This is a genomic window from Paucibacter sp. KBW04 (assembly GCF_003852425.1).
Classification (GTDB): domain Bacteria; phylum Pseudomonadota; class Gammaproteobacteria; order Burkholderiales; family Burkholderiaceae_C; genus Paucibacter_A.
In genome coordinates this window covers 240,646-262,806 of sequence record NZ_QAJN01000012.1, presented here as the reverse complement: position 1 = coordinate 262,806, position 22,161 = coordinate 240,646, and the positions used below count along the sequence as shown (strand labels likewise).

23 protein-coding genes are annotated in these 22,161 nt (G+C 63.7%); 8 read left to right on the top strand and 15 right to left on the bottom strand.

Annotated features, from left to right (window positions below):
- Positions 1 to 183: 183 nt before the first annotated feature.
- Positions 184 to 582: a peptidoglycan-associated lipoprotein Pal gene (gene pal, locus DBR47_RS16005; RefSeq protein WP_370454927.1), complete on the top strand. Its 399-nt coding sequence runs from the start codon at positions 184 to 186 to the stop codon at positions 580 to 582.
- Positions 583 to 619: 37 nt separating this feature from the next.
- Here pal and DBR47_RS16000 read toward each other — a convergent pair whose 3' ends face one another.
- Positions 620 to 1,093 carry a MarR family winged helix-turn-helix transcriptional regulator gene (locus DBR47_RS16000; RefSeq protein WP_124451813.1) on the bottom strand — a complete coding sequence of 158 codons (474 nt, stop codon included), beginning with the start codon at positions 1,091 to 1,093 and terminating at the stop codon, positions 620 to 622.
- Positions 1,094 to 1,208: 115 nt separating this feature from the next.
- Here DBR47_RS16000 and DBR47_RS15995 point away from each other — a divergent pair, with 115 nt between their 5' ends.
- Positions 1,209 to 2,567: a chloride channel protein gene (locus DBR47_RS15995; protein ID WP_124451811.1), complete on the top strand. Its 1,359-nt coding sequence runs from the start codon at positions 1,209 to 1,211 to the stop codon at positions 2,565 to 2,567.
- 49 nt (positions 2,568 to 2,616) lie between these two features.
- Here DBR47_RS15995 and DBR47_RS15990 read toward each other — a convergent pair whose 3' ends face one another.
- From DBR47_RS15990 to DBR47_RS15960, 7 genes are all read right to left on the bottom strand, one after another.
- Positions 2,617 to 3,096, bottom strand: coding sequence for a PaaI family thioesterase (locus DBR47_RS15990; RefSeq protein ID WP_124451809.1), 480 nt, complete (start codon positions 3,094 to 3,096; stop codon positions 2,617 to 2,619).
- Positions 3,097 to 3,100: 4 nt separating this feature from the next.
- On the bottom strand, positions 3,101 to 3,892 hold the full coding sequence (locus tag DBR47_RS15985; RefSeq protein ID WP_124451807.1) for an SDR family oxidoreductase: 792 nt from the start codon (positions 3,890 to 3,892) through the stop codon (positions 3,101 to 3,103).
- Positions 3,893 to 3,944: 52 nt separating this feature from the next.
- Positions 3,945 to 4,154 carry a hypothetical protein gene (locus DBR47_RS15980; protein WP_231512336.1) on the bottom strand — a complete coding sequence of 70 codons (210 nt, stop codon included), beginning with the start codon at positions 4,152 to 4,154 and terminating at the stop codon, positions 3,945 to 3,947.
- 5 nt (positions 4,155 to 4,159) lie between these two features.
- Entirely contained in the window at positions 4,160 to 5,956 is a 1,797-nt protein-coding gene (locus DBR47_RS15975) for an acyl-CoA dehydrogenase (protein ID WP_124451805.1), read from the bottom strand.
- A gap of 69 nt (positions 5,957 to 6,025) precedes the next feature.
- The gene (locus DBR47_RS15970; protein WP_124451803.1) at positions 6,026 to 6,379 is read right to left on the bottom strand and encodes a CZB domain-containing protein; all 354 of its coding nucleotides are present in this window, start codon (positions 6,377 to 6,379) and stop codon (positions 6,026 to 6,028) included.
- Positions 6,380 to 6,464: 85 nt separating this feature from the next.
- Positions 6,465 to 7,640 (bottom strand): acetyl-CoA C-acyltransferase, encoded by a 1,176-nt coding sequence (locus tag DBR47_RS15965; RefSeq protein ID WP_124451801.1) that lies wholly within the window; start codon positions 7,638 to 7,640, stop codon positions 6,465 to 6,467.
- Positions 7,641 to 7,673: 33 nt separating this feature from the next.
- Positions 7,674 to 9,767: a 3-hydroxyacyl-CoA dehydrogenase NAD-binding domain-containing protein gene (locus DBR47_RS15960; RefSeq protein ID WP_124451799.1), complete on the bottom strand. Its 2,094-nt coding sequence runs from the start codon at positions 9,765 to 9,767 to the stop codon at positions 7,674 to 7,676.
- A 123-nt stretch (positions 9,768 to 9,890) separates the two neighbouring features.
- Between DBR47_RS15960 and DBR47_RS15955 the strand changes: the two genes are divergently transcribed.
- Entirely contained in the window at positions 9,891 to 11,171 is a 1,281-nt protein-coding gene (locus tag DBR47_RS15955; protein WP_124451797.1) for an alpha/beta hydrolase, read from the top strand.
- 18 nt (positions 11,172 to 11,189) lie between these two features.
- Here the strand turns inward: DBR47_RS15955 and DBR47_RS15950 are convergent, their stop codons facing one another.
- The 6 genes from DBR47_RS15950 to DBR47_RS15925 form a co-directional block, all read right to left on the bottom strand.
- Positions 11,190 to 11,885 carry an ABC transporter ATP-binding protein gene (locus DBR47_RS15950; RefSeq protein WP_124451990.1) on the bottom strand — a complete coding sequence of 232 codons (696 nt, stop codon included), beginning with the start codon at positions 11,883 to 11,885 and terminating at the stop codon, positions 11,190 to 11,192.
- Positions 11,886 to 11,902: 17 nt separating this feature from the next.
- Positions 11,903 to 12,682, bottom strand: a complete 780-nt coding sequence (locus DBR47_RS15945) for an ABC transporter ATP-binding protein (protein ID WP_124451795.1) — start codon at positions 12,680 to 12,682, stop codon at positions 11,903 to 11,905.
- A complete protein-coding gene (locus DBR47_RS15940) occupies positions 12,679 to 13,977 on the bottom strand; it encodes a branched-chain amino acid ABC transporter permease (RefSeq protein ID WP_124451793.1) in 1,299 nt (432 codons plus the stop codon). The genes DBR47_RS15945 and DBR47_RS15940 overlap by 4 nt, the downstream gene beginning before the upstream one ends.
- A 4-nt stretch (positions 13,978 to 13,981) precedes the next feature.
- Positions 13,982 to 14,941 (bottom strand): branched-chain amino acid ABC transporter permease, encoded by a 960-nt coding sequence (locus DBR47_RS15935; protein ID WP_231512344.1) that lies wholly within the window; start codon positions 14,939 to 14,941, stop codon positions 13,982 to 13,984.
- A 114-nt stretch (positions 14,942 to 15,055) separates the two neighbouring features.
- On the bottom strand, positions 15,056 to 16,276 hold the full coding sequence (locus DBR47_RS15930) for a branched-chain amino acid ABC transporter substrate-binding protein (protein ID WP_370454928.1): 1,221 nt from the start codon (positions 16,274 to 16,276) through the stop codon (positions 15,056 to 15,058).
- 137 nt (positions 16,277 to 16,413) lie between these two features.
- Positions 16,414 to 18,063 (bottom strand): 3-(methylthio)propionyl-CoA ligase, encoded by a 1,650-nt coding sequence (locus DBR47_RS15925; protein ID WP_305037020.1) that lies wholly within the window; start codon positions 18,061 to 18,063, stop codon positions 16,414 to 16,416.
- 297 nt (positions 18,064 to 18,360) lie between these two features.
- Here DBR47_RS15925 and msrB point away from each other — a divergent pair, with 297 nt between their 5' ends.
- The 5 genes from msrB (at position 18,361) to DBR47_RS15900 (ending at position 21,389) form a co-directional block, all read left to right on the top strand.
- Positions 18,361 to 18,801, top strand: a complete 441-nt coding sequence (gene msrB / locus DBR47_RS15920) for a peptide-methionine (R)-S-oxide reductase MsrB (protein WP_124451787.1) — start codon at positions 18,361 to 18,363, stop codon at positions 18,799 to 18,801.
- A 25-nt stretch (positions 18,802 to 18,826) separates the two neighbouring features.
- Positions 18,827 to 19,507, top strand: coding sequence for a septation protein A (locus DBR47_RS15915; RefSeq protein ID WP_124451785.1), 681 nt, complete (start codon positions 18,827 to 18,829; stop codon positions 19,505 to 19,507).
- Positions 19,504 to 19,812 carry a BolA family transcriptional regulator gene (locus DBR47_RS15910; RefSeq protein WP_124451783.1) on the top strand — a complete coding sequence of 103 codons (309 nt, stop codon included), beginning with the start codon at positions 19,504 to 19,506 and terminating at the stop codon, positions 19,810 to 19,812. Before DBR47_RS15915 ends, DBR47_RS15910 begins: the two co-directional genes overlap by 4 nt.
- A gap of 94 nt (positions 19,813 to 19,906) precedes the next feature.
- Complete coding sequence (locus DBR47_RS15905) at positions 19,907 to 20,710, top strand: peptidylprolyl isomerase (protein WP_124451780.1); 804 nt, start codon at positions 19,907 to 19,909, stop codon at positions 20,708 to 20,710.
- 112 nt (positions 20,711 to 20,822) lie between these two features.
- Positions 20,823 to 21,389 (top strand): DUF2062 domain-containing protein, encoded by a 567-nt coding sequence (locus tag DBR47_RS15900; RefSeq protein WP_197047101.1) that lies wholly within the window; start codon positions 20,823 to 20,825, stop codon positions 21,387 to 21,389.
- Here DBR47_RS15900 and DBR47_RS15895 read toward each other — a convergent pair.
- Positions 21,386 to 22,099: an ABC transporter ATP-binding protein gene (locus DBR47_RS15895; RefSeq protein ID WP_124451776.1), complete on the bottom strand. Its 714-nt coding sequence runs from the start codon at positions 22,097 to 22,099 to the stop codon at positions 21,386 to 21,388. The genes DBR47_RS15900 and DBR47_RS15895 overlap by 4 nt on opposite strands.
- Between the last annotated feature and the right edge of the window lie 62 nt (positions 22,100 to 22,161).

Genomic DNA, 22,161 nt, shown 5'->3' with positions numbered 1-22,161 from the left:
TGCCCTTGTCCTTCTTGGAGTAATTGGAGCCCATCGATGAATTTCAAAATGCTGAGTCTGAGTCTGTCCGCTGCCTTGCTTGCTTTGGGGGGATGCAGTAGCACGCCCGTGACCCCAGCTACAGCCGCGCCGGTCAGCCCAACTGCAAGCCAGGCAAAGCCAGCACCGCAGACCAGCCAGGCTGTGCCTGAATCCAAGATTGCGACGGTCACTTTGCCGGCCTATCTGGACCCGAGCAATCCTTTGTCTAAGCAGAAGTCTGTCTATTTCGACTACGACAATTTCTCGGTCAAGAACGAGTACCGCCCCCTGCTTGAACGGCATGGCAGTTTTCTGGCGAATCACCCCGCCGTGGCCGTCAAGGTTGAAGGCAATACCGACGAGCGAGGCGGGACAAAGTACAACCTGGCCTTGGGTCAGAAACGTGCGGAGGCCGTCCTGGCAACCTTGAAGGTGTATGGCGCCAAGAACTCGCAACTTGAAGCCGTCAGCTGGGGCAAGGAGCGCCCCAAGGCCAGCGGGCACGATGAAGCGGCGTGGGCAGAGAATCGCCGCGTGGATCTCAGCTACCCCAACAAATAACCAGCAAGCAAAAGTCGCGGGCGGGCGGCCAGCCCAATCAGTCTTGCCCCAGAGGCAGGCCGGCCGCCTCCTCATCCACGCCCAACACGGTGATCAACTCCCCCAGGTCTTGATCCAGGCGAAGCAAGGTTTGCGCGTCCAGGCTGGCCAGGGCCTGCGGCAATACACCGACGAAAGGCCCGGGCGCGCGTGACAAAACCTGCTGACCCGCGAGTGTCAGCTGCAGCTGTACCGAACGCTTGTCCTGGCCCGTCTTGGTCACAACAATCAAGTCCTGCGCGATCAAAGACTTGACCAAATTGCTGGCTGTCGACTGATGCACATCCATCGCCCTCGCCAGATCATTGACTCCCAGAAATGGCTGGTCCCGCACGACACTGAGTGCCCAGAGCTGTGCCCCGCCAACACCCGCTGTTTTCTCGACATTCCGAAAATGCGATTTGACCGCATTGAAGACCACCCGGAACCGCCGCAGCACGCGAACATTCGCTTCTTCAAGCCCTTGGCTCATGGGCGCAGGCTCGGCCTGGGCTGCGCTTTTTTTGCTCGAAGTCTTTCTGCTTGAAACCATTGTCCAATCATAGGGCCAGCAGTTCAGCGCCCCGCTGCCACCGACTCGCCTTCTCATGAAACACGAACACCACATCGCCAGTGCATTCCGCCATGAGTTCGCTGATCTGGGTTTATGGCGAACCAGGGCCTTGGTCATCATCGCTTCGGTCGCCGCTGGGCTGACCGTCCTGGCATTTACCTGGATCACAGAACATGCCTTGGCGACCTTCTTTCACTGGAGCACGGCCCACCCCTGGTTGCCGCTGCTGTGGATGCCGCTGAGTGCGGCGCTGATCGTCTGGCTGACTCGCCGTTTCGTGCCGGGTGCTTCCGGCTCCGGGATACCTCAAGTGATGGCTGCCTTGGAGCCCGAGGTCGCACCCGAGCAGCGCGGGCTGTTCGTCTCCCTGAAGCTCAGCCTGGCCAAGATTGTCTTGAGCAGCTGGGGATTGCTGGCGGGCCTGTCGCTGGGCCGGGAGGGTCCTTCGGTGCAGGTGGCAGCCGGTGTCATGCTGAGCTTTTCTCCTTGGCTGCCAAAGAACAGCAAGGTCACGGCTCACGGGCTGCTGGTGACGGGCGGCGCTGCTGGCATTGCCGCCGCGTTCAACACGCCCCTGGCCGGCGTGATGTTCGCCATCGAAGAGTTGTCCCGCTCGCCGGAGCAGCGCAGCAGCGGGCTCTTGGTCACCGGCATCGTGCTGGCTGGCCTGATCGCGGTATCCATCAGCGGCAACGCGACCTACTTCGGTGTCATCCACGCGGTGAGCGTGGATACCCAATTGATCTGGCCGGGCCTTTTGGTCGCCTTGTTGAGCGGAGCAGCCGGCGGCCTGTTTGCCCGCTTGATGATTCGCTCACTAGCCAATGACGGTCGCGACCGGTTCAGCCGCTTGCGGCGGCGGCGGCCGGTCGTGTTTGCCGCGGCTTGCGGCTTGGCCATTGCCCTCATCGGCTGGGTGTCTTCTGGTGCCACCTACGGCAGCGGCTACAGCTCAACCAGGGCCATGTTGGAGGGGCATGAAAGCATGCCCGCGCTCTATCTGCTGTTCAAGTTTGTGGCGACCTGGCTAACGGCTTGGTCCGGTGTACCGGGTGGCATCTTCGCGCCGGCCCTGGCCATCGGGGCCGCCCTGGGCAATGACATCGCCCTGCTCACCGGCTACCCGCATGCACCGACCTTGATCGCGCTGGGCATGACCGGCTTCTTGGCCGCAACCACGCGAGCGCCCCTGACTTCCTTCATCATCGTGATGGAGATGGTCGACGGGCATGCCATGGTACTCAGCCTGATGGCTTGCGCCTTGCTTGCCAGCGCCGTATCAAAAGTTCTAAGCCCGCCCCTCTACCCCACGCTGGCCTTGATGCAATTAGCCCGCTTGCCCAGGGAAACCGAGGCAACACCCAGCCAAGATCAGCACAAAGCACATCCTTGAGCACGCTTGCTTGAAGCCAAGTTCGCGCGGCCTTGGACGCTTGAGACCTTCAGCGCTTTTGCAGGGGCTTGATGGCCCGCCCGGCACCGGGCAAAGCACGGATGTATTTGAAGGTGGCGGTGGCATGGGCGCAGAGCTGGCCCTCGGGGCCGAACACCGAGCCCTCACAAAAGGCCAGGGTGGCCGTGCCGTGCAGCAGCTTGCCCACGGCGCGCAGTTCGCCTTCGCCGGGCCGCATGAAAGAGGTCTTCATCTCGATGGTGACCACGCCGGGGCCGGCATTCAGATTGCCACCCTCGCCGATGTGCACGCTGCGCGCGGCATGCGCCATGGCCACGTCCAGCATGGTCATCATCAGACCGCCATGGGCCACGGCCCAGGAATTGAGATGCTTGGTCTGCAGGTCCAGGCGCAGCTCGGCCTCGCCGCCGGCCATGCGATACAGGCTCAGGCCTAAGTCTTCAACAAAGGGGATATGGACGGGAAAGGCCAGCGGGGCTGGCGTGTTCTGTACTTCTCTTTGACTCATTCACTCAAGCTCCGTGGATGGCGCTGACGCCGCCGTCCACCGCCAGAATCTGGCCGGTGATGTGCTTACCGGCGCGTGAGGCGAACAGCAGGGCCGCGCCCTTCAAGTCCTCATCATCGCCGATGCGGCGCAGCGGCGCGGCGGCGGCCAGCGTGCCTTCGCCCAGAGCTGCCAGCAGGCCCTTGGTCATCTTGCTGGGGAAGAAGCCCGGCGCCAAGGCATTCACCGTGATGCCGAACTCGCCCCACTCGCCCGCCAGGGCGCGGGTGAAGTTGACCACCGCGCCCTTGCTGGTGTTGTAGGCAATCGTCTTCATGGCGCTGGGGTTGCCGCCCAGGCCCGCAATCGACGCGACGTTGATGATGCGGCCTCGGCCGCGCGGAATCATGCTTTGCTTGGCCACCGCCTGGGCAAAGACGAAGAGGCTGCGCACATTCAGATTCATCACCTTGTCCCAGGCCTCGATCGGGTGATCCTCGGCCGGCGCGCCCCAGGTGGCGCCGGCGTTATTGACCAGGATGTCGATGGGGCCCAGGCGCTCCAGGGTCTCGCTGACCACGCGCTGGGCTTGGGCCTCATCGGCCGCGTCGGCGGCGATCCAGCGGGCATCGATGCCGCGTGCTTGCAGATGGGCGACGGCCTCCTCCAGATCGGCCGCCTTGCGCGAGGTCAACATGATCTTGGCGCCGGCCTCGCCCAGGCTCTCGGCGATCTGCAGGCCCAGGCCGCGCGAGCCGCCGGTGATCAAGGCCACCTGGCCGCTAAGGTCGAACAGAGATTGCACGGAAGTGCTCATGAGCATGGCTCCAGAGGTGAAATTCTTGAACAAAAGGGAAAGCCGAACAGGCTCAGCTCAGGCGCGAACGCAGCCAGATCAGGAACACGCCCAGGCCCACACTAGCGCCGCCGATCAGCAGCAAGCCGGTGCCCAGGCTAGTGCCCAGCTCATCGTCCAGACGCTGGCGAATCACGAACAGACCCAGGACGGCCAGCAGCGCGCCGATGTAGATGAAGATCCACACCAAGCGCTCGATCCAGACCAGGGTCTTGGGATTCATCACGGTTAAAACCATTCGTCCTTTGTCTCGCGGCACAGAGGCTCGCAGCGCGCGACCACGGCCAGCCAGGCATTGATCTTGGGAAGCTCGTAGGCGTAGAAATAACGCGCTGCCGCTTGCTTGCCCTGGGCGAAGTCGTCTTCGCGGCCACCCAGGCTCAAGAGTACATCCAACCAGATCCAAGCCAGCACCACATGGCCAAAAGCCTGCAGATAGGGCGTGGCGTTGGCCAGCGCCGCCTCGGGATTGCCGCTGGACCAAGCCTTCTTGGTGGCGCCGCCCAGCTGCACCAGGGCCGCGGCCAACTCATGGCCCAGGCCCATCCAGCGCTCGTCTTGCTGGGCTCGCTCCACCGTCGTGTTGATGCGGCCGGCCAGGGCCAGCAAGGCCTGGCCGCCTTGCATCGTGACCTTGCGGCCCAGCAGGTCCAGGCCCTGAATACCATGCGTGCCCTCGTGAATCATGTTCAGGCGGTTGTCGCGCCAGTACTGCTCGACGGGGAAGTCACGGGTATAGCCGTAGCCACCCAGGACCTGGATGGCCAGGGAGTTGGCCTCCACACACCACTCGCTGGGCCAGCTCTTGACAATGGGAGTCAGCACCTCCAGCAAGAGCTTGGCCTGAGCTGCGGCCGCTGCCTCGCCCGTGTGTTGTTCGTCCACCAGGCTGGCGCAGAACAAGGCCAGGGCCAGGCCGCCTTCCACATAGCTCTTCTGCGCCAAGAGCATGCGCTTGACGTCGGCGTGCTCGATGATGGGCCGCTGCGGGCTGCTGGCATCCTTGCCACTGGGGCCCATGGCGCGACCTTGCGGGCGCTGGCGCGCGTAGGCCAGGCTGGCCTCATAACCGGCATAGCCGAGCATCACCGCGCCCAGGCCGACGCCGATGCGGGCCTCGTTCATCATATGGAACATGCAGGCCAGGCCCTCGCCCGGCGCGCCCACGCGGTAACCGATGGCGCCGCCTTTTTCACCAAAATTCAGCAAGCAGTTGGTGGTGCCGCGAAAGCCCAGCTTGTGGTTGAGCCCGGCCAGGCTCACATCGTTGCGCTGCCCCGTCAGGCGGCCATTGGCATCGACGCAATGCTTGGGCACGATGAAGAGCGAGATGCCGCGCGCGCCGGGGACGAGCTTGCCCTGCGCATCGGGGATCTTGGCCAGCACCAGATGGATGATGTTCTCGCTCAGCTCATGCTCGCCGGCCGAGATCCACATCTTGTTGCCCGTCAGGCGATAGCGCGGGCCCAGTGGGTCTGACTCAAAGTCTGCCCCGTCGGCGAGGGCTCGGGTGGCGATGTCAGAGAGGCTGGAGCCGGCTTGCGGCTCGCTCAAACACATGGTGCCGAACCAGCGGCCAGCGAACTCGTTCTTGGCAAACACCTCGCGCTGCTGCGGCGTGCCGTGGGCCATCAAAAGATTGGCATTGCCGCTGGTGAGCATGGCATAAGCGCCCATCGAAACGCTGGCCTTGCTGAAGAAGGCATTGGCCGCCATCTCGATCACGCAGGGCAATTGCATGCCACCGACGGCATAGTCCTGCGCGGCGGCCAGCATGCCCGATTCGGCATAGGCCTTGACCGCCGCCTGCGTGCTGGCAGGCAGATGGACCCGCTCACCATCAAAACGCGGCTCCTCCACATCGCTGATGCGATTGAATGGGGCGAACTTGTCGGCGGCGATCTTCTCGCAGGTGTCGAGCACGGCGGCAAAGGTCTCCGCGCTGTGCTCGGCAAAACGCTCACGCTGGGTGAGCGTTTGCACGCGCAGCCAGTCGTTCAGAAAAAAGTCCAGGGTCTGTCGCATGGCGTCCCTTTCATCACATCATTGAATGATTGAACGGGCCACCATGCGCGCCACGGCCTAGGAGCCCGCTCAGAGATTGGCTTCTTTGCGCAAGCCCAGAATGGCCCCGCCCACAGCGCTGGAGGCCGAAGCGTAGGGCGTGCCGCCATCCAGCATGGCCGTGGCTTCTTGGTACTTGCCGGCATTGATGGCCGTAGCCACCTTGCCTGCCTCCAGATGGAAGAGCTTGTGGCGCTCCAGGCAGGTGGCATAACTCTTCAGATGACCATACTGGTTGCGCGCCGGGCCATGCAACCACTTGCCGAAGGGGCAGACGTTGTCGGCCGCGATGGACGGAGCATCCAACTGCTCCTTCGCACTGATTGCCGTCCTCAGCTTGAGCTTCCATTCCCCGTGAACTTTGATCGCATTGTCCAAATCCATACGAGCTCCTTCTTGGCAGTTTCACCGGGCGGACTGCCCGGTAACTAACAGTCTAGGCTTTGGCAGAGGACAAGCGATTGATTTTTCACAGCACTTCAAACACGCCCGCCGCGCCCATGCCACCGCCAATGCACATGGTGACGCAGACCCGCTTGGCGCCGCGACGCTTGCCCTCAATCAAAGCATGCCCGGTCAAGCGCTGGCCCGACACACCGTAGGGGTGGCCCACGGCAATCGCGCCGCCGTTGACATTGAGCCGCTCCATCGGGATGCCCAGGGTGTCGGCGCAGTACAGCACCTGCACGGCAAAGGCTTCGTTCAATTCCCAGAGGTCGATGTCCGAGACTTTGAGCCCTAGGCGCTTCAAGACCTTGGGCACGGCGAAGACGGGGCCTATGCCCATTTCATCGGGTTCGCAACCGGCCACGGCAAAGCCCAGGAAGCGGCCCAGGGGCTTGAGGCCATGGGCCTCGGCATAACTCTCGCTGGTCAGCACGCAGGCGCCGGCGCCATCCGAAAACTGGCTGGCATTGCCGGCGCTGATCAGGCCGCCCGGCAGGGCCGAGCGCAGGCCGCTGATGCCTTCCACCGTCGTGCCTTCGCGCAGGCCTTCGTCCACGCTGACCTTGACTTCACGCGTGGTCAGGCCCAGGACCTTGTCCGCCACGCCCATGGTGACGGTGATGGGCTCGATCTCGGCGGCAAAGTAACCAGCCGCCTGAGCGGCGCAGGCGCGCTGCTGGCTCTGAGCGCCGTACTGATCCATGCGCTCGCGGCTGATCTTGTAGCGCTTGGCCACCTGCTCGGCGGTCTGCAACATATTCCAGTAAATCTCCGGCTTGGCCTTGAGCAGGGCCGGGTCGGTGATCATGTGGCGGTTGGCCTCGTTCTGCACGCAGGAGATGCTCTCCACCCCACCGGCGACAAGGACCTCGCCCTCGCCCGCGATGATGCGCTGGGCGGCCATGGCGATGGTCTGCAGGCCACTGGAGCAAAAGCGGTTGATGGTGACGCCGCTGACCGTGACCGGCAGGCCGGCGCGCAAGGCGATCTGGCGGGCGATATTGCTGCCGGTGGCGCCCTCGGGCGTGGCGCAGCCCATCAAGACGTCCTCGACCTCGGCACCAGCGATGCCGGCCCGCTCGACGGCGGCCTTGACCGCATGGCCGCCCAGGGTGGCGCCGTGGGTCAGATTGAAAGCACCCTTCCAGCTCTTGGCCAAGGGGGTGCGGGCGGTGGAAACAATGACGGCTTTACTCATGATTCGGTGTTCTCACTTGAATAGGGCAGCAGTTCAAGAAAAGCTCTTGCCTTCGGCGGCCAGACGCGCCAGCAGGGGCGCGGGCTGCCAGAAGGCCGCATCGTCCAGCGGGTTCTTGGCAAAGCGCTTCATGGCCTGCACCACATTGAAGAGGCCCAGCGTGTCGGCATAGCACATGGGGCCGCCGCGCCAGAGCGGGAAGCCGTAGCCGGTCAGGTAGACCATGTCCACATCCGAGGCGCGCTGGGCGATGCCCTCTTCCAGCAGATGGGCGGCCTCGTTGACCAGGGAGAACACCAGGCGGTGGACGATCTCTTCATCGCTGATCTGGCGCGGCGTGATACCCAGAGCCGCACGATGCTTATCCAGCATCTGGCCTACCACCTCGGAAGGCATCGCGTCGCGCTTGCCCGGCGCGTAGTCGTACCAGCCGGCGCCCGTCTTCTGGCCGTAGCGGCCCATCGCACACAGCAGGTCGGCGCTCTTGGAATAGCGCAGACCCGGTTTCTCTTGATAGCGGCGCTTGCGGATCGCCCAGCCGATGTCATTGCCGGCCAGATCGCCCATGCGGAAAGGGCCCATGGCGAAGCCGAACTTCTCGGCGGCGCGGTCCACCTGGGCGGGGCTGCAGCCCTCGTCCAGCAAGAAGCCGGCCTGGCGGCTGTATTGCTCGATCATGCGGTTGCCGATGAAGCCATCGCACACGCCCGAGACCACGGCCGTCTTGCGGATCTTCTTGGCCAGCTGCATCACGGTGGCCAGCACATCCTTGGCCGTGGCGGCGCCGCGCACCACTTCCAAAAGCTTCATCACATTGGCCGGGCTGAAGAAATGCATGCCCACCACGTCCTGCGGACGTTTCGTGAAGTTCGCGATCTTGTTCACATCCAGGGTCGAGGTATTGGAAGCCAGGATGGCGCCGGGCTTCATCACCGCGTCCAGCTGCTTGAACACCGCCTCCTTGACGCCGATTTCCTCGAACACCGCCTCGATCACCAGATCGGCGTCGCCAATCTCGGCATAGCTCAATGTGGTGCTCAGCAAGGCCATACGCTGCTCGTACTTGTCTTGTTTGAGCTTGCCCTTTTTGACTTGCGCCTCGTAGTTCTTCTTGATGGTGGCCACACCCCGGTCCAGGGCTTCTTGCTTGGTCTCCAGAATGGTGACGGGGATGCCGGCATTGAGGAAGTTCATGCTGATGCCGCCACCCATGGTGCCGGCGCCGATGACTGCCACCTTGGCGATATTGCGGGCAGGCGTGCTATCGGGCACATCGGCAATCTTGCTGGCGGCACGCTCGGCGAAAAAGGCGTGGCGCAAGGCCTTGGACTCGGGCGTCACCATCAGGGCGGCAAAGCCCTCGCGCTCGGCGCGGATGCCGTCCTCAAACTTCATGTTCACCGAGGCCGCCACCGCTTCCAGGCAGCGCAAGGGCGCGGGGAAGTTTTTGCTCATCGCGCCCACGGTGTTGCGAGCGAATTGGAAGAAAGCTTCCGGGTTGGCGTGGCGTGCTTTCAGATCGCGCACACGCGGCAGTGGTCGCTTGTCGGCCACCTCGGCGGCAAAGGCGATGGCCTCCTCCAGCAAGTTGCCCGTCACCACACGGTCAAACAGCTTTTGGCCGGGCACCTGGGCCAGCAGCTCGGCATTCACCGGCTCACCGCTGACGATCATATTCAGCGCGGGCTCCACCCCCAGAGCGCGTGGCAAGCGCTGCGTGCCACCGGCACCGGGCAGCAGACCCAGCTTGACCTCGGGCAGCGCGATCTTGGCGCCCGGCGAGACCAGGCGGTAGTGGCAGCCCAGGGCCAACTCCAAGCCACCGCCCATGCAGACGCTGTGAATCGCGGCCACCACGGGCTTGCTGCAAGCCTCGACCACACCGATCAGGCTCAACAGGTTGGGCTCGGCCAGAGCCAAGGGGCTGCCGAATTCCTTGATGTCGGCGCCGCCCGAGAAGGCCTTGCCGGCACCGGTGATCACCACCGCCTTGACGGCTGCATCGTTCTCAGCCTGGGCTATGCCGGCTGCGGCGGCTTTGCGAGTCTCGTACCCCAGGCCGTTGACCGGCGGGTTGCTCAAGCTGATCACGGCCACATTGCCGCGGACTTCGTAAATCGCTGTCATGCCTTGGGTCCTCTCTTGTCTCAAGAAAAAGCGCCGCCTCGGGGATGGGCGCTGAAATAGAACGCTCGTTCGATTTTAGGCAGCAAACTCTGCACATCTCTGTCCCAGCCGTGACAATGGGGCATGAGCAAAAGCCATAAGCGCACACGCCATCTGCAGCCCAGCGATGCGCGCGCGCTGAGCCAGTTGGCCGTCCAGGCCACCGCCGGCCTGACCCGGGTGGTGGAAGGCGTGCACCAATCCGTCTGGGATCGCTTGGGCCTGCCCGGCCCCGCCAAGGGCCGAACCGGCGGCATCACCGGCCTGGTCTACCGCAGCATTTACGGCGCGACCGAGATGCTGGGCCGCGGCCTGGACAGGGCCCTGTCCGGCCTGGAGCCCTGGCTGGCCAAGAGCTTGAACGACGAATTGGGCCGCGAGCATGCGCCCACGCCGGAGCGCGAGGCGGTGCTGGCCGCCCTCAACGGCATCATGGGTGACCATCTGCTGGAGAGCAAAAACCCCCTGGCCAGCGGCATGAGTTTGCGCTGGCAAGCCCAGGTCTTGCAAAGCGGGCGCTGGCCCTCGGCCCATCAGGTGGGGCCGCGCATCTTGCTGCTGATGCACGGCCTGTGCATGAACGAGCGGGCCTGGATGGGCGACGCGGCGCCGGGCCATATCGACGCCGCCGACAGCCCCGAGATCAAGCACGGCGGCCACGTCGCCGCGCTATGCGCCGCAGGCCGGCTCAACCCCGTCTATCTGCGCTACAACAGCGGCCTGCACATCTCGCAAAACGGCCACCGCCTGGCCGCCGCGCTGGAGCAATTGCTGGGCGGCTGGCCCAGGCCTTTGGAAGAAATCCGCGTGCTGGCCCACAGCATGGGCGGCCTGCTGATACGCAGCGCCGTGCACAGCGCGCAAAGCCAGGGCATGGCGTGGCCCGAGCGCGTGAGCCGCGTCGTGTTTTTAGGCACGCCGCATCACGGCGCACCGCTGGAACGAGCCGGCCACTGGTTAGACGTGTTGCTGGGCAGCAGCAGCTTCACCGCGCCGCTGGCCAAGCTGGGCCAGCTGCGCAGCGCCGGCATCACCGATCTGCGCCACGGCAATGTCCTGGACGCCGATTGGCAGGGCTATGACCGTTTTCATCCCCGGCCCGATCAGCGCCAGCCCCTGCCCCTGCCCGAGGGCGTGGACTGCTACACCATCGCCGCCACCACCGCCAGCCGCAGCGGCTCCCTGAGCGAGCGCCTGATCGGCGACGGCCTGGTGACCTTGAACAGCGCCCTGGGTCAGCACGAAGACCCGAGCCGCAATCTGCACTTCCCCGCCTCACAGCGCTGGCTGGCCTACAAGACCAATCATATGGAGCTGCTGGACAGCCCAAGGGTGACGGAGCAGTTGTTGAAGTGGTTGGCCTGAACGCCAACTAAACGCCCACTAAACCTCCAACCACTCCTTGCGGATATAGCTGTTGGCGCGCAGTTCCTCCGGCGTGCCCTCAAACACGATGCGGCCGTGGCCCATCACATAGCAGCGCTGGGAGATCTCCAGCGCGATGGCGAGCTTTTGCTCCACCAGCAGGACGGAGATGCCGCGCTCCTTGAGCGTCTTCAGATACTGGGCCACCAGCTCCACAATCATGGGCGCCAGGCCCTCGGTGGGCTCGTCGATCATGATCAGGTCCGGGTCGCCCATCAGGCTGCGGCACAGGGTCAGCATCTGCTGCTCCCCCCCCGAGAGCACGCCGGCCTCGGTGTGCTGGCGCTCCTTCAGGCGTGGGAACATACGGTACATATCCTCCAAGCCCCAACGCGGATTTTTCGCGCCCGACTTCTGGCCGAGGATGAGGTTCTGTTGCACCGTCAGCTTGGGAAAAATATCGCGGTTCTCGGGCACATAACCCAGGCCCCAGTGCGCGATCTCGTAGGCCTTGCGGCCCAGCAATTCGCGCTCGCCAAACTTGATCGTCCCCTGGCCATCGACCTGGCCCATGATGGTCTTGACCGTGGTCGAGCGGCCCGAGCCATTGCGACCCAGCAAGGCGACGATCTCGCCCGGCCGCACCTCCATGCTCACCCCATGCAGCACATGGCTTTTGCCGTAGAAGGCATGGACGTTCTCCAGCTTCAGCAGCCGGCCAGCCTGGTTACTCATACCTGCACCTCGGCCAGCACCGAGCCCAGATAGGCTTCTTGCACGCGGGCATTGGCACGCACCGCCTCGGGCGTGTCGAAGGCGATCACCTCGCCGTAGACCAGCACCGCAATCTTGTCGGCCAGGCCGAACACCACGCCCATATCGTGCTCCACGGTCAGCAAGGTCTTGCCCACGGTCACCTCGCGGATCAGTTGGATGAAGCGCTGCGTCTCGCTCTTGCTCATGCCGGCCGTGGGTTCGTCCAGCAAGATCACGCTGGAGCCGCCAGCAATCGTGATGCCGATCTCCAGCGCCCGCGCCTCGGCATAGGTGAGATTCATGGCCAGCACATCGCGGCGGCGATCCAGCTTGATCATCTCCAGCACGGCTTCAGCGCGCTCGTTCGCGTCGTCCAGATCGGCCAGGAACTTCCAGAAGGCATAGCGATGGCCCATGCTCCAGAGCACGGCGCAGCGAATGTTCTCGAACACCGAGAGCCGGGTAAAAAGATTGGACACCTGGAAGCTGCGCGACAGCCCCCGGCGGTTGATCTGGTAGGGCGGCAGGCCGGCAATGCGCTCGCCGTGCAGGCGGATGTCACCGCTGCTGGGGGCAAAACGGCCACTGATCAGATTGAAGAGCGTGGACTTGCCCGCGCCATTGGGCCCGATGATGGCAACCCGCTCACCTGCCCTCACCTGCAGCTGGGCGCCACGGATGATCTCGGTCTTGCCAAAGGTTTTGCGCAGGTCCAGCAGTTCAAGCGCGTAGGGCGATTCTGGCTTTGCGCTCACAGCGTTTCCCTTCGCTTGATCTCTTTCTCGATCTCTTCCTGCGTCTCGCCCCATTCGCGCAGGAACTGTCGGCGCGTCAGCTCAAACAGCCCCAGGCCCACGGCCATCAAGAGCCCCGCGCCAAACCAGGCATCAAAGCCGCTGCTGTCCATGGCCACGCCCAGAAAGCGCAGCTTGGGGCCCAAGGCCTCGTTCAGCTGGCGGTGGTAGAGCATCTCAATCATGGCGGCCGCGCCCGCCAACACCGCCAGGGCCGTGCCGCCCAGGGCCAGGTAGGCGGGAAAGAGTTTGCGCAGCTTGCCGAAGGCGGCCACCCGCAGATTCATCATGATGAGGCTGGCAAAACCGCCCGGCGCATACATGACCATGAAGACAAAGATCAGGCCCAGATAGAGTAGCCAGGCCTTGGTCAACTCGGACAAGAGCACCAGGGCCACCACCATCAGCACCGCGCCGTTGATGGGGCCGAAGAAGAAGGTGGCTCCGCCCAGAAAGGTGAAGAGCAGATAGGCGCCGGAGCGCGCCGCGCCCACCACTTCGGCGGTGACGATCTCGAAGTTCAGTGCCGCCAGGCCGCCGGCGATGCCCGCGAACAGGCCGGAGATCATGAAGGCCAGATAGCGCACCCATTGCGTGTCATAGCCGATGAAGGCGACACGCTCGGGGTTGTCACGCACGGCATTGAGCATGCGGCCCAGCGGCGTGCGGGTGAAGGCAAACATCAGGGCGGTGCAGACAAAGCAGTAGAAGGCGATCAGGTAATAGACCTGGATCTGCGGCCCGAACGTGATGCCCAGCACCGCCTTGCCTACGACCCGATTGCCCGTCACTCCGCCCTCGCCGCCGAAGAACTCGGGCAGCATCAGGGACATGGACCAGATCAGCTCGCCCAGACCCAGGGTGATCATCGCGAACGGCGTACCGGCCTTTTTGGTCGAGACATAACCGAACAGCGCCGCAAAGCACAAGCCCGCCAGGCCACCGGCCAGGGGCACGAGGCTGACCGGCAGGGCCAAACTGCCGCCGCTGACGGCGTTCAGGGTGTGCATGGCCAAAAAGCCGCCCAGGCCGCTGTAGATGGCATGGCCAAAGCTGAGCATGCCGCCCTGGCCCAAGAGCATGTTGTAGGCCAGGCAGGCAATGATGGCGATGCCAATTTGCGTCAACATGGTCTGCGCCAGGCTGCTGGTCCACAGCAGGGGCGCCACGATCAGGATCAGGGCGTAAACACCCCAAACCAGCCAGCGGCCGACATTGAGGGGTTTGAAATGAAAGCTCGGAGTACGGCTTGGCATGGACTTAGTCTTCTCGCGTTCCCAGCAAGCCCTTGGGTCTGAAGATCAGGATCAAGACCATCAGCAGATAGGGCAGGATCGGCGCCACCTGGGCCATGGACAGGCGCAGCAGCGGATAGCCCGGCGTCTGATCAGTGATGTGCAGGCCCCAGCCATTGAGCAAGGTGGCCAGGGAACCATCAATCGTCAGCGGCAGGGTTTGCAAGAGCCCGATCAGAATAGAACCCACAAACGCCCCGGCCAGCGAACCCACACCGCCCACCACCACGACCACAAAGATGATGGAGCCGACGATGGCCGCCATATTCGGCTCGGTCACAAAGGTGATGCCGCCAATCACCCCGGCCAAGGCCGCCAAGGCGCAGCCGCTGCCGAACACCAGCATCAGCACACGCGGCACGTTATGACCCAGGGCCTCGACCATCTCGGGATGCGTCAAGGCCGCCTGTATCACCAGGCCGATGCGGGTGCGGGTGAGCAGCAGCCACAGGGCCAAGAGCATGGCCAGGGCCACGCCCATCATGAAGAAGCGCGTCAGCGGGAAGGTCGAGCAGGCCGCGCCCGCGCAGAGATCCGGCCCCGCCGCACCCCACACCAGGGAGAGCCCACGGAGCGGGCTCTGGATGATGGTGAAGGCCGAACCCTGCAGGGCTGGCGGCGGGCTGAAGGGCACCGCTGTGTGGCCCCAGATCAGCTGCACCAACTCCAGCACCACATAGGACAGGCCGAAGGTGATCAGCAACTCGGGCACATGGCCAAACTTATGCACGCGGCGCAAGGCCATGCGCTCGAAGCCGGCGCCCAAGGCGCCCACCAGCAGGGGCGCCAAGATCAGCGCCGGCCAAAAGCCCAAGACCCCCACCAGGCTGTAGGCCAGGTAAGCGCCCAGCATATAAAAACTGGCATGGGCGAAATTGAGCACGCCCATCATGCTGAAGATCAGGGTCAGGCCCGAGCTCAGCATGAAGAGCAAGAGCCCGGAGGACAGGCCGTTGAGCAGATTGATGAGGAGTTGGTCCACGCGTCTGTTTTTCTCTTTTGAACGCTGATGGGGCGGGTCAAGGCCCGCCCCAGCCCATCAACCCGGCCGCTTCATCTGGCAGGAGGTCGGTGTGGACGAAACGTAAGACTCATAGGTCTTGACCGGCGCCAGGGTGTAGCCCGTGCCCTCGGGCGAATAGGGGTACTTGGCATCGGCCTTCTGCCAGACCGAGATGTAGAGCGGCTGCTGCAGCTGGTGGTCGGTCTTGCGCATCTCTACCTCGCCGCCAAAGCTCTGCACCTTCAGGCCTTCCAGGGCCGCGGCCACCTTGACCGGGTCGGTGCTCTTGGCCTTGGCCATGGCCGAGCCCAAAAGGCTGTAGATATGAATCACGCTGCCGGTGTAGAAGTCGTCCTTGAACTTGGTCTGGAACTCGCTCATCCACTTGCCCATCTGCCCACCCATGTTGTAGTGGTTGTAGGCGACCTGGTAGACCCGGCCCGCGCCGTTGGCACCCAGCGCCGAGGGCGTGCCGGTCACGCCGGCGTAGTAGGTGAAGAATTTGCCGTGGTAGCCAGACTCATTGGCCGCCTTGATCAGCAAGGACAGGTCGGAGCCCCAGTTGCCGGTGATGACGGTGTCGGCGCCCGAGGCCTTGATCTTGGCCACATAGGGAGCGAAGTCACGCACCTGGGCCAGGGGGTGGAGGTCTTCGCCGACGATCTGCACATCGGGCCGCTTGCGCGACAGCATTTCCTTGGCGTATTTGGCCACCTGCTGGCCGTGGGCATAGTTCTGGTTCAGCAAGAAGACCTTCTTGACGTCGGCCTGGTCCTTCAAGAAGGTGGTGATGGCCTCCATCTTCATGGAGGTGTCGGCATCCATGCGGAAGTGCCAGTAGCTGCACTTGCTATTGGTCAGGTCGGGGTCTACCGCGGCGTGGTTGAGGTAGAGCACCTCTTTGCCGGGGTTGCGTTCGTTGTGTTTGTTGATCGCGTCCACCAGGGCCAGGGCCACGCTGGAACCATTGCCCTGGGTGACATAGCGCACGCCCTGGTCGATGGCCGACTTGAGCGCGTTGAGCGATTCGGCCGGGCTCAGCTTGTTGTCGATGGCGATGATCTCGAACTTCACCCCCGCCGGATTGCTGGCATTGAACTTCTCGGCAAAGAACTGAAAGCTCTTCACCTGGTTCTGCCCCACCGGGCCCATCAGACCGGAGAGCGGATCGATCCAGGCGATCTTGACCGTCTCGCCCTTTTGCGCAAAGGCCGCGGCCCCGCTCAGCAGCAGCGAAGCAATAACGGCGTTCTTCATCAGACGTTTGGCTGTACCCATCGTTGTCTCCTGTGGATTTATAGGCGTGGAAAGCTCAAAACTCGGGACGAAAAAATCTCGGCGGCAGCTGCAGACCGGCCCAGCGAACGCACGCCAGGCCTGCTCGCCCGCCAGGGTCAAACGCTGGGCAGGCGATGAGTCTTGAACTGATCGCGCAGACGCAGCTTCTGGATCTTGCCGGTGGCGGTGTGCGGAATCTCGTTCACAAACACCACGTCGTCGGGGATCTGCCATTTGGCGATGCGCCCTTCGAAGAACTCCAGCAGCTGCTCGCGCGTCAGCTCGGCATCGGGCTTCTTGATCACCACCAGCAAGGGGCGTTCATCCCATTTGGGATGGGCGCAAGCAATCACGGCGGCCTCGAACACGGCCGGGTGGGCCATGGCGATGTTCTCCAGATCGATGGAGCTGATCCATTCGCCGCCAGACTTGATCACGTCCTTGCTGCGGTCGGTGATCTGCATAAAGCCGTCGCCGTCGATGCTGGCCACATCGCCAGTCGGGAACCAGCCGGGCTCGCCGTCCAGGCTTTGCAGGGGCGAGGCGCTTTGGCCGTAATAGCTATTGATCACCCAGTGGCCCCGCACCAGCAGATTGCCGGAGGCCTGGCCGTCCCAGGGCAGGGACTTACCTTCGTCATCAGCAATCGCCATATCGATGCCGAACACCGCCTTGCCCTGCTTCTCCAGCAGACGCTGCTGCGCCTCCTTGGGCAGTTGCAACTGCTTGGCGCTGAGCTTGGACAAAGTGCCTATGGGCGAGAGCTCGGTCATGCCCCAGGCATGGATGACCTCTACGCCATAGTCTTCTTGCAAGGTCTTCATCATGGCCGGCGGGCAGGCCGAGCCGCCAATGACGGTGCGCTTGAAGGTCGAGAACTTGAGATTATTGGCCTTCACATAATTGAGCAGGCCCAGCCATACGGTGGGCACACCGGCACTGAAGGACACCTTCTCGCCTTCAAACAATTCATAGAGCGACTTGCCGTCCAGATGCGGCCCCGGCATCACCAGCTTGCAGCCTATCAGCGCACAGCTATAGGGCAGGCCCCAGGCGTTGACGTGGAACATGGGCACGACCGGCAAGATCACGTCGCGGGCCGAGCAGTCCAGCGCGTCCGGCAGGGCCGAGGCATAGGTGTGCAGCAGGGTCGAGCGATGGCTGTAGACGGCGCCCTTGGGGTTGCCTGTGGTGCCCGAGGTGTAGCACAGGGAGCAGGCGGTGTTCTCGTCAAACTCCGGCCAGGTGTAGCGGCCATCCTCAGCGTCAAGCAACTCGTCGTAGCAGAGCAGGCCGGACAAGCTGGTCTGGGCCGGCATGTGGGCCCGGTCCGTCATCACGATGTAGTGCTTGATGCTGGGCAGGCCGGGCGCCAGCTTTTCCACCAGGGGCAGCAGATTGAGGTCGAAGCACAGCACCGTGTCCTGGGCGTCATTGGCGATCCAGGCGATCTGCTCGGGGAAGAGGCGCGGGTTGATGGTGTGGCAGACCAGGCCCGAGCCCGAGCTGCCGTAATAGATTTCCAGATGCCGGTAGCCGTTCCAGGCCAGGGTGCCGACGCGGTCGCCGGGCTGGCAGCCCAATCGGGCCAGGGCCTGGGCGAGTTGACGGCTGCGCTTTTCGGCCGCCGCCCAGGTGTAGCGATGCAGATCGCCTTCGACTCGCTTGCTGACGATTTCGGTGTCCCCTGCATGCCGGGCGGCATGTTTGATCAAGGACGAAATCAACAGCGGCATCGCCATCATCTGACCCATCATTTGACCCATTCGCGCCATTAACTGTCTCCTTTTCTCGTGCTCGGGCCTAGGGCCCCGAACCTTGTTGCCGCCGAGTCTATGCCGACGTTTGTGCCCCTCATAGTCACCCGCGTTACACCCTCAGGGCAAGTCCTCTAGGGGTATTCACCGGCGCTAGCCGGCAAGGGCTCAGGCTGGCCCGCGCCGACCCGGCGCAGCGGCCAAAACCGCAAGCCTGCAAGGCCGAGACAGCCTGACTACACTGACCCCGAACCCATTCCCTCCCCCAACTGCCGGGCCAGGCCCAAAGCCTTGGCCTCACTTCCCATGAGTCACAAGCCCATCGACGACCCCAACTACCCCGTCCAGAAAAGCGATGCCGAATGGCGCGCGCAGCTGGACCCTGTGCAATACCAGGTCGCCCGCCATGCCGCCACCGAGCGCGCCTTCACCGGCAAGTACTGGGACCATTTCCAGGACGGCCGTTATCTCTGCGTAGGCTGCGGCACGCCCTTGTTTGAGGCCGAGACCAAGTTCGACGCGGGCTGCGGCTGGCCCAGCTACTACGCCCCGGTCAATAGCGAGGTGGTCGAGCGGGTGGTGGATGAAAGCCATGGCATGGTGCGTGTCGAGGTGCGCTGCAATCACTGCGGCTCGCATCTGGGCCATGTCTTCCCGGATGGCCCCGAACCCACGGGTGAGCGTTTCTGCATCAACTCGGCCGCGATAGACTTCCGCTCCTCAGATCCCGCCGCGGACCCCACCTAAGTTACCGCCCCTCGGGGCCTTGCCGATGAAGCTTTTGCTCGACTTCCTGCCCCTGATCCTCTTCTTCGGCACCTTCAAGTACGCGGACAGCCACAAGGCCTGGGCGGCGGCCTTTGCCACCGAGCACCTGGGCTTTTTGGTTTCCGGCGGTCAGGTGGGTTTGGAAGAAGGCCCGGTGCTGCTGGCCACCCTGGTGGTAATGGCCGCCACCCTGCTGCAGGCCCTGATCACCAAGCTGCGCGGCAAGAAGATTGACCTGATGCTGTGGATCAGCCTGGGCCTGGTCGTCACCCTGGGTGGCGCCACCATCTGGTTCCACAACGAGACCTTCATCAAGTGGAAGCCCACCGGCCTGTACTGGGCCATGGCCCTGGTGTTCTGGGCCTCGCAGGCCTTCTTTGGCAAAAACCTCTTGAAGTCCATGCTGGGCAAGGATCTGGAACTGCCGGTTCTTGTGTGGAAAAAGCTGAACCTCGCCTGGGTCTTGTTCTTCGCCGCCATGGGCGTACTCAATCTCTATGTGGCCTACAACTTCTCCACCGCGGACTGGGCCAATTTCAAGGTCTTCGGCGTGACCAGCCTGATCATTCTTTTCACCCTGGGCCAGGGCGTTTACCTGAGCCGCCATCTGACACCCGCCGCGAACGAAGCCGGCGAGGCCGACGAAGGCAAGCCCCCATCTCCCGAGAGCAAGACCCTGCCATGAACGCCTCCTCCGCCATCCCTTTGAACCCAGCCATCACGCCCAAAGCCTCTGTCGCCGAGATGGAGTCGCGCCTGCGCCAGGCCCTGGCGCCTGCTGAGCTGCAGCTGCAGGACGACAGCCATCAGCACGCCGGTCATGCGGGTGCGCGCGAGGGCGGGCATTACAGCCTGCTCATCGTCAGCGAACGCTTTACCGGTCTTAACCGCGTGGCGCGTCATCGGCTCGTATATCATTCCCTCGGTGAGCTGATGCAGCGGGGCATCCACGCGCTGGCAATTGATGCCCGCGCACCGGGTGAACGCTGAGTCGGATCATCAAGAAACCGTTTGACCATCACCGCATCCGACCCCATCTCTGCGCCCTCAGGCGCAGTTTTTTCATCACCAAAAGCTCATGCCCATGAAGAAGTTTGTGCTCGCCGCCTCCGTCGCGGCCCTGTCCGCTGCGCTCCTGCCCATGTCGGCCAGCGCGCAAAACGTTGCCATCGTGAATGGCAAGCCCGTGCCCAAGGCACGTGTTGAACAGCTGATCAATCAGGTGGTCAAGGGTGGCCAGCAGGCCCGCACGCCCGAGCTGGAAGCTCAGGTCAAGGACGAAGTCGTGCTGCGTGAAATCTTCATGCAAGAAGCCGAGAAGCGCGGCATCCCCGCCTCCAGCGACTACAAGCTGCAGATGGAAATGGCCCGCCAAAGCCTGCTGATCCGCGAGCTGTTCGCCGACTACGCCAAGAAGAACCCCGTCAGCGATGCCGAAGCCAAAGCCGAGTACGACAAGTTCAAGGCCCAGAACAGCGGCCAGGAATTCCGCGCCCGCCACATCCTGGTGGAAAAGGAAGAAGACGCGATTGCCCTGATCAAGCAGATCAATGGCGGCGCCAAGTTTGAGGACCTGGCCAAGGCCAACTCCAAGGATCCCGGCTCGGCCGTCAACGGTGGCGATCTGGACTGGGCCAATGGCAATAGCTATGTGCCCGAGTTCACCAAGGCCCTGGCCGCGCTGAAGAAGGGTGAGATGACCCAGAACCCGGTGAAGTCGCAGTTCGGCTATCACATCATCAAGCTGGAAGACTCGCGCGAAGCGCAGTTCCCCGCCTTCGATGACGTCAAGGCCCAAATCGTCCAGCGTCTGAACCAACAAAAGGTTGGCGCCTTCCAGCAAGAGCTGCGCGAAAAGGCCAAGACCGACTACAAGTTCTCGCGCTAATCGTTCTTTCAGCGAGAATCTGCGGCTGGCATCACGCCAGCCAAAGCCCCGCCCGCGTGCGCCTCATGGCTACGCGGGCGCTTTTGTATTCGACTCCAAGCAAAGCTCGCCCGTGCCCGCAACCCGTTTCGCTCGCCGCATCCTGCCCCACCCCGATGTCTTGGCCAAGACGCCGGGCCTGCGTTGGCTGGGCAACTATCTGGGCCCACGCCCCTGGCTGTGGGTGGCGCATAGACGCCGGGTCGCCCTGGGTGCGGGTTTAGGCCTGGCTGTGGGGGTGATCCCCCTGCCCACGCAAATGCCCCTGGCTGCGGCGGCCGCGATTGCCTTCCGCGGCAATGTGGCGGCGGCCGTGGCCGCCACCTGGGTCACCAATCCCTTCACCCTGGTGCCGATCTGGAGCCTGGCCATCTTTTTGGGCCGCCTCGTCTCGGGCCACGATGGCCCCATCGCAACGCCCGAAATGCTGGCCCTGGACTGGACCCATCCCGACACCTGGCTGTCCTCGCTCTGGCTGTGGGTGCAGGCCCTGGGGACGCCCTTGCTGATCGGCCTGCCGCTGGCCGGCTTGGTGCTGGGCAGCCTGCTCTATCTGCTGGTCTACTTCGCCTGGTGGGCCGTGATCCGCGGCGAGCGCTGGCGCCGGCTGCGCGAACGCGCGCGCCGGGCCAAAGCTTAAGAAGCCTGCTTTTCCTCGTTCTGCACCAGCCGGCCGGCCTCGATGCGCAGCTGGCGCTCGCAGCGCTGTGCGATTTGCGTGTCATGCGTCACCAGCACCAGGGTGGTGCCGGCCTCGCGGTTGAGCTCGAACATCAAGGCCATCACGGCCGCGCCGGTGGCGAAGTCCAGGCTGCCGGTGGGCTCGTCGGCCAAGAGCAAGGCGGGCCGCTGCACAAAAGCCCGTGCCAGCGCCACCCGCTGCTGCTCGCCGCCCGAGAGCACGCGCGGGTAGTGGCCCAGGCGCTGCGCCAGGCCCACCCGGCCTAGCATCTGTGTCGCCAGGGCACGCGCCTCACGCTCGCCACGCAACTCCAGCGGCAGCATCACGTTCTCCAGCGCCGTCAGATTGGGCAGCAGTTGGAAACTCTGGAACACAAAGCCCAGTTGGGCGCCGCGCAAGGCCGCGCGTTGGTCTTCGCTGAGGGCAAAGATGTCCTGCCCGCTCAAACGCACCGTGCCGCTGCTGGGCATGTCCAGCCCCGCCAAAATCGCCAGCAAGGTGCTCTTGCCCGAGCCTGAGGCGCCGACGATGGCGACCGACTCCTGCGCCCGCAGGGTGAAAGAGATGTCATGCAGAATGCTCAGCTCGCCGGTGGCGTCCTGCACGTTTTTGCAGACCTTGTCGACGGCGACCACCGGAACAGCGGCGGCTGGATGTGTTTGGGACATGAAAGAGACCTGATGAAGACGACAAAGGCCGAGACTCTGGGCTCGCCGGGGCGGCGCAGCCT

What these genes read in the sequence shown, in the direction of transcription:
- DBR47_RS16000 (WP_124451813.1), bottom strand. Translation starts at nt 1,093, where the DNA reads ATGAGCCAAGGGCTTGAAGAAGCGAATGTTCGCGTGCTGCGGCGGTTC.
- DBR47_RS15995 (WP_124451811.1), top strand. Translation starts at nt 1,209, where the DNA reads ATGAAACACGAACACCACATCGCCAGTGCATTCCGCCATGAGTTCGCT.
- DBR47_RS15990 (WP_124451809.1), bottom strand. Translation starts at nt 3,096, where the DNA reads ATGAGTCAAAGAGAAGTACAGAACACGCCAGCCCCGCTGGCCTTTCCC.
- DBR47_RS15985 (WP_124451807.1), bottom strand. Translation starts at nt 3,892, where the DNA reads ATGAGCACTTCCGTGCAATCTCTGTTCGACCTTAGCGGCCAGGTGGCC.
- DBR47_RS15980 (WP_231512336.1), bottom strand. Translation starts at nt 4,154, where the DNA reads ATGAATCCCAAGACCCTGGTCTGGATCGAGCGCTTGGTGTGGATCTTC.
- DBR47_RS15975 (WP_124451805.1), bottom strand. Translation starts at nt 5,956, where the DNA reads ATGCGACAGACCCTGGACTTTTTTCTGAACGACTGGCTGCGCGTGCAA.
- DBR47_RS15970 (WP_124451803.1), bottom strand. Translation starts at nt 6,379, where the DNA reads ATGGATTTGGACAATGCGATCAAAGTTCACGGGGAATGGAAGCTCAAG.
- DBR47_RS15965 (WP_124451801.1), bottom strand. Translation starts at nt 7,640, where the DNA reads ATGAGTAAAGCCGTCATTGTTTCCACCGCCCGCACCCCCTTGGCCAAG.
- DBR47_RS15960 (WP_124451799.1), bottom strand. Translation starts at nt 9,767, where the DNA reads ATGACAGCGATTTACGAAGTCCGCGGCAATGTGGCCGTGATCAGCTTG.
- DBR47_RS15955 (WP_124451797.1), top strand. Translation starts at nt 9,891, where the DNA reads ATGAGCAAAAGCCATAAGCGCACACGCCATCTGCAGCCCAGCGATGCG.
- DBR47_RS15940 (WP_124451793.1), bottom strand. Translation starts at nt 13,977, where the DNA reads ATGCCAAGCCGTACTCCGAGCTTTCATTTCAAACCCCTCAATGTCGGC.
- DBR47_RS15935 (WP_231512344.1), bottom strand. Translation starts at nt 14,941, where the DNA reads ATGCTGAGCTCGGGCCTGACCCTGATCTTCAGCATGATGGGCGTGCTC.
- DBR47_RS15930 (WP_370454928.1), bottom strand. Translation starts at nt 16,276, where the DNA reads ATGAAGAACGCCGTTATTGCTTCGCTGCTGCTGAGCGGGGCCGCGGCC.
- DBR47_RS15925 (WP_305037020.1), bottom strand. Translation starts at nt 18,063, where the DNA reads ATGGGTCAAATGATGGGTCAGATGATGGCGATGCCGCTGTTGATTTCG.
- msrB (WP_124451787.1), top strand. Translation starts at nt 18,361, where the DNA reads ATGAGTCACAAGCCCATCGACGACCCCAACTACCCCGTCCAGAAAAGC.
- DBR47_RS15915 (WP_124451785.1), top strand. Translation starts at nt 18,827, where the DNA reads ATGAAGCTTTTGCTCGACTTCCTGCCCCTGATCCTCTTCTTCGGCACC.
- DBR47_RS15910 (WP_124451783.1), top strand. Translation starts at nt 19,504, where the DNA reads ATGAACGCCTCCTCCGCCATCCCTTTGAACCCAGCCATCACGCCCAAA.
- DBR47_RS15905 (WP_124451780.1), top strand. Translation starts at nt 19,907, where the DNA reads ATGAAGAAGTTTGTGCTCGCCGCCTCCGTCGCGGCCCTGTCCGCTGCG.
- DBR47_RS15895 (WP_124451776.1), bottom strand. Translation starts at nt 22,099, where the DNA reads ATGTCCCAAACACATCCAGCCGCCGCTGTTCCGGTGGTCGCCGTCGAC.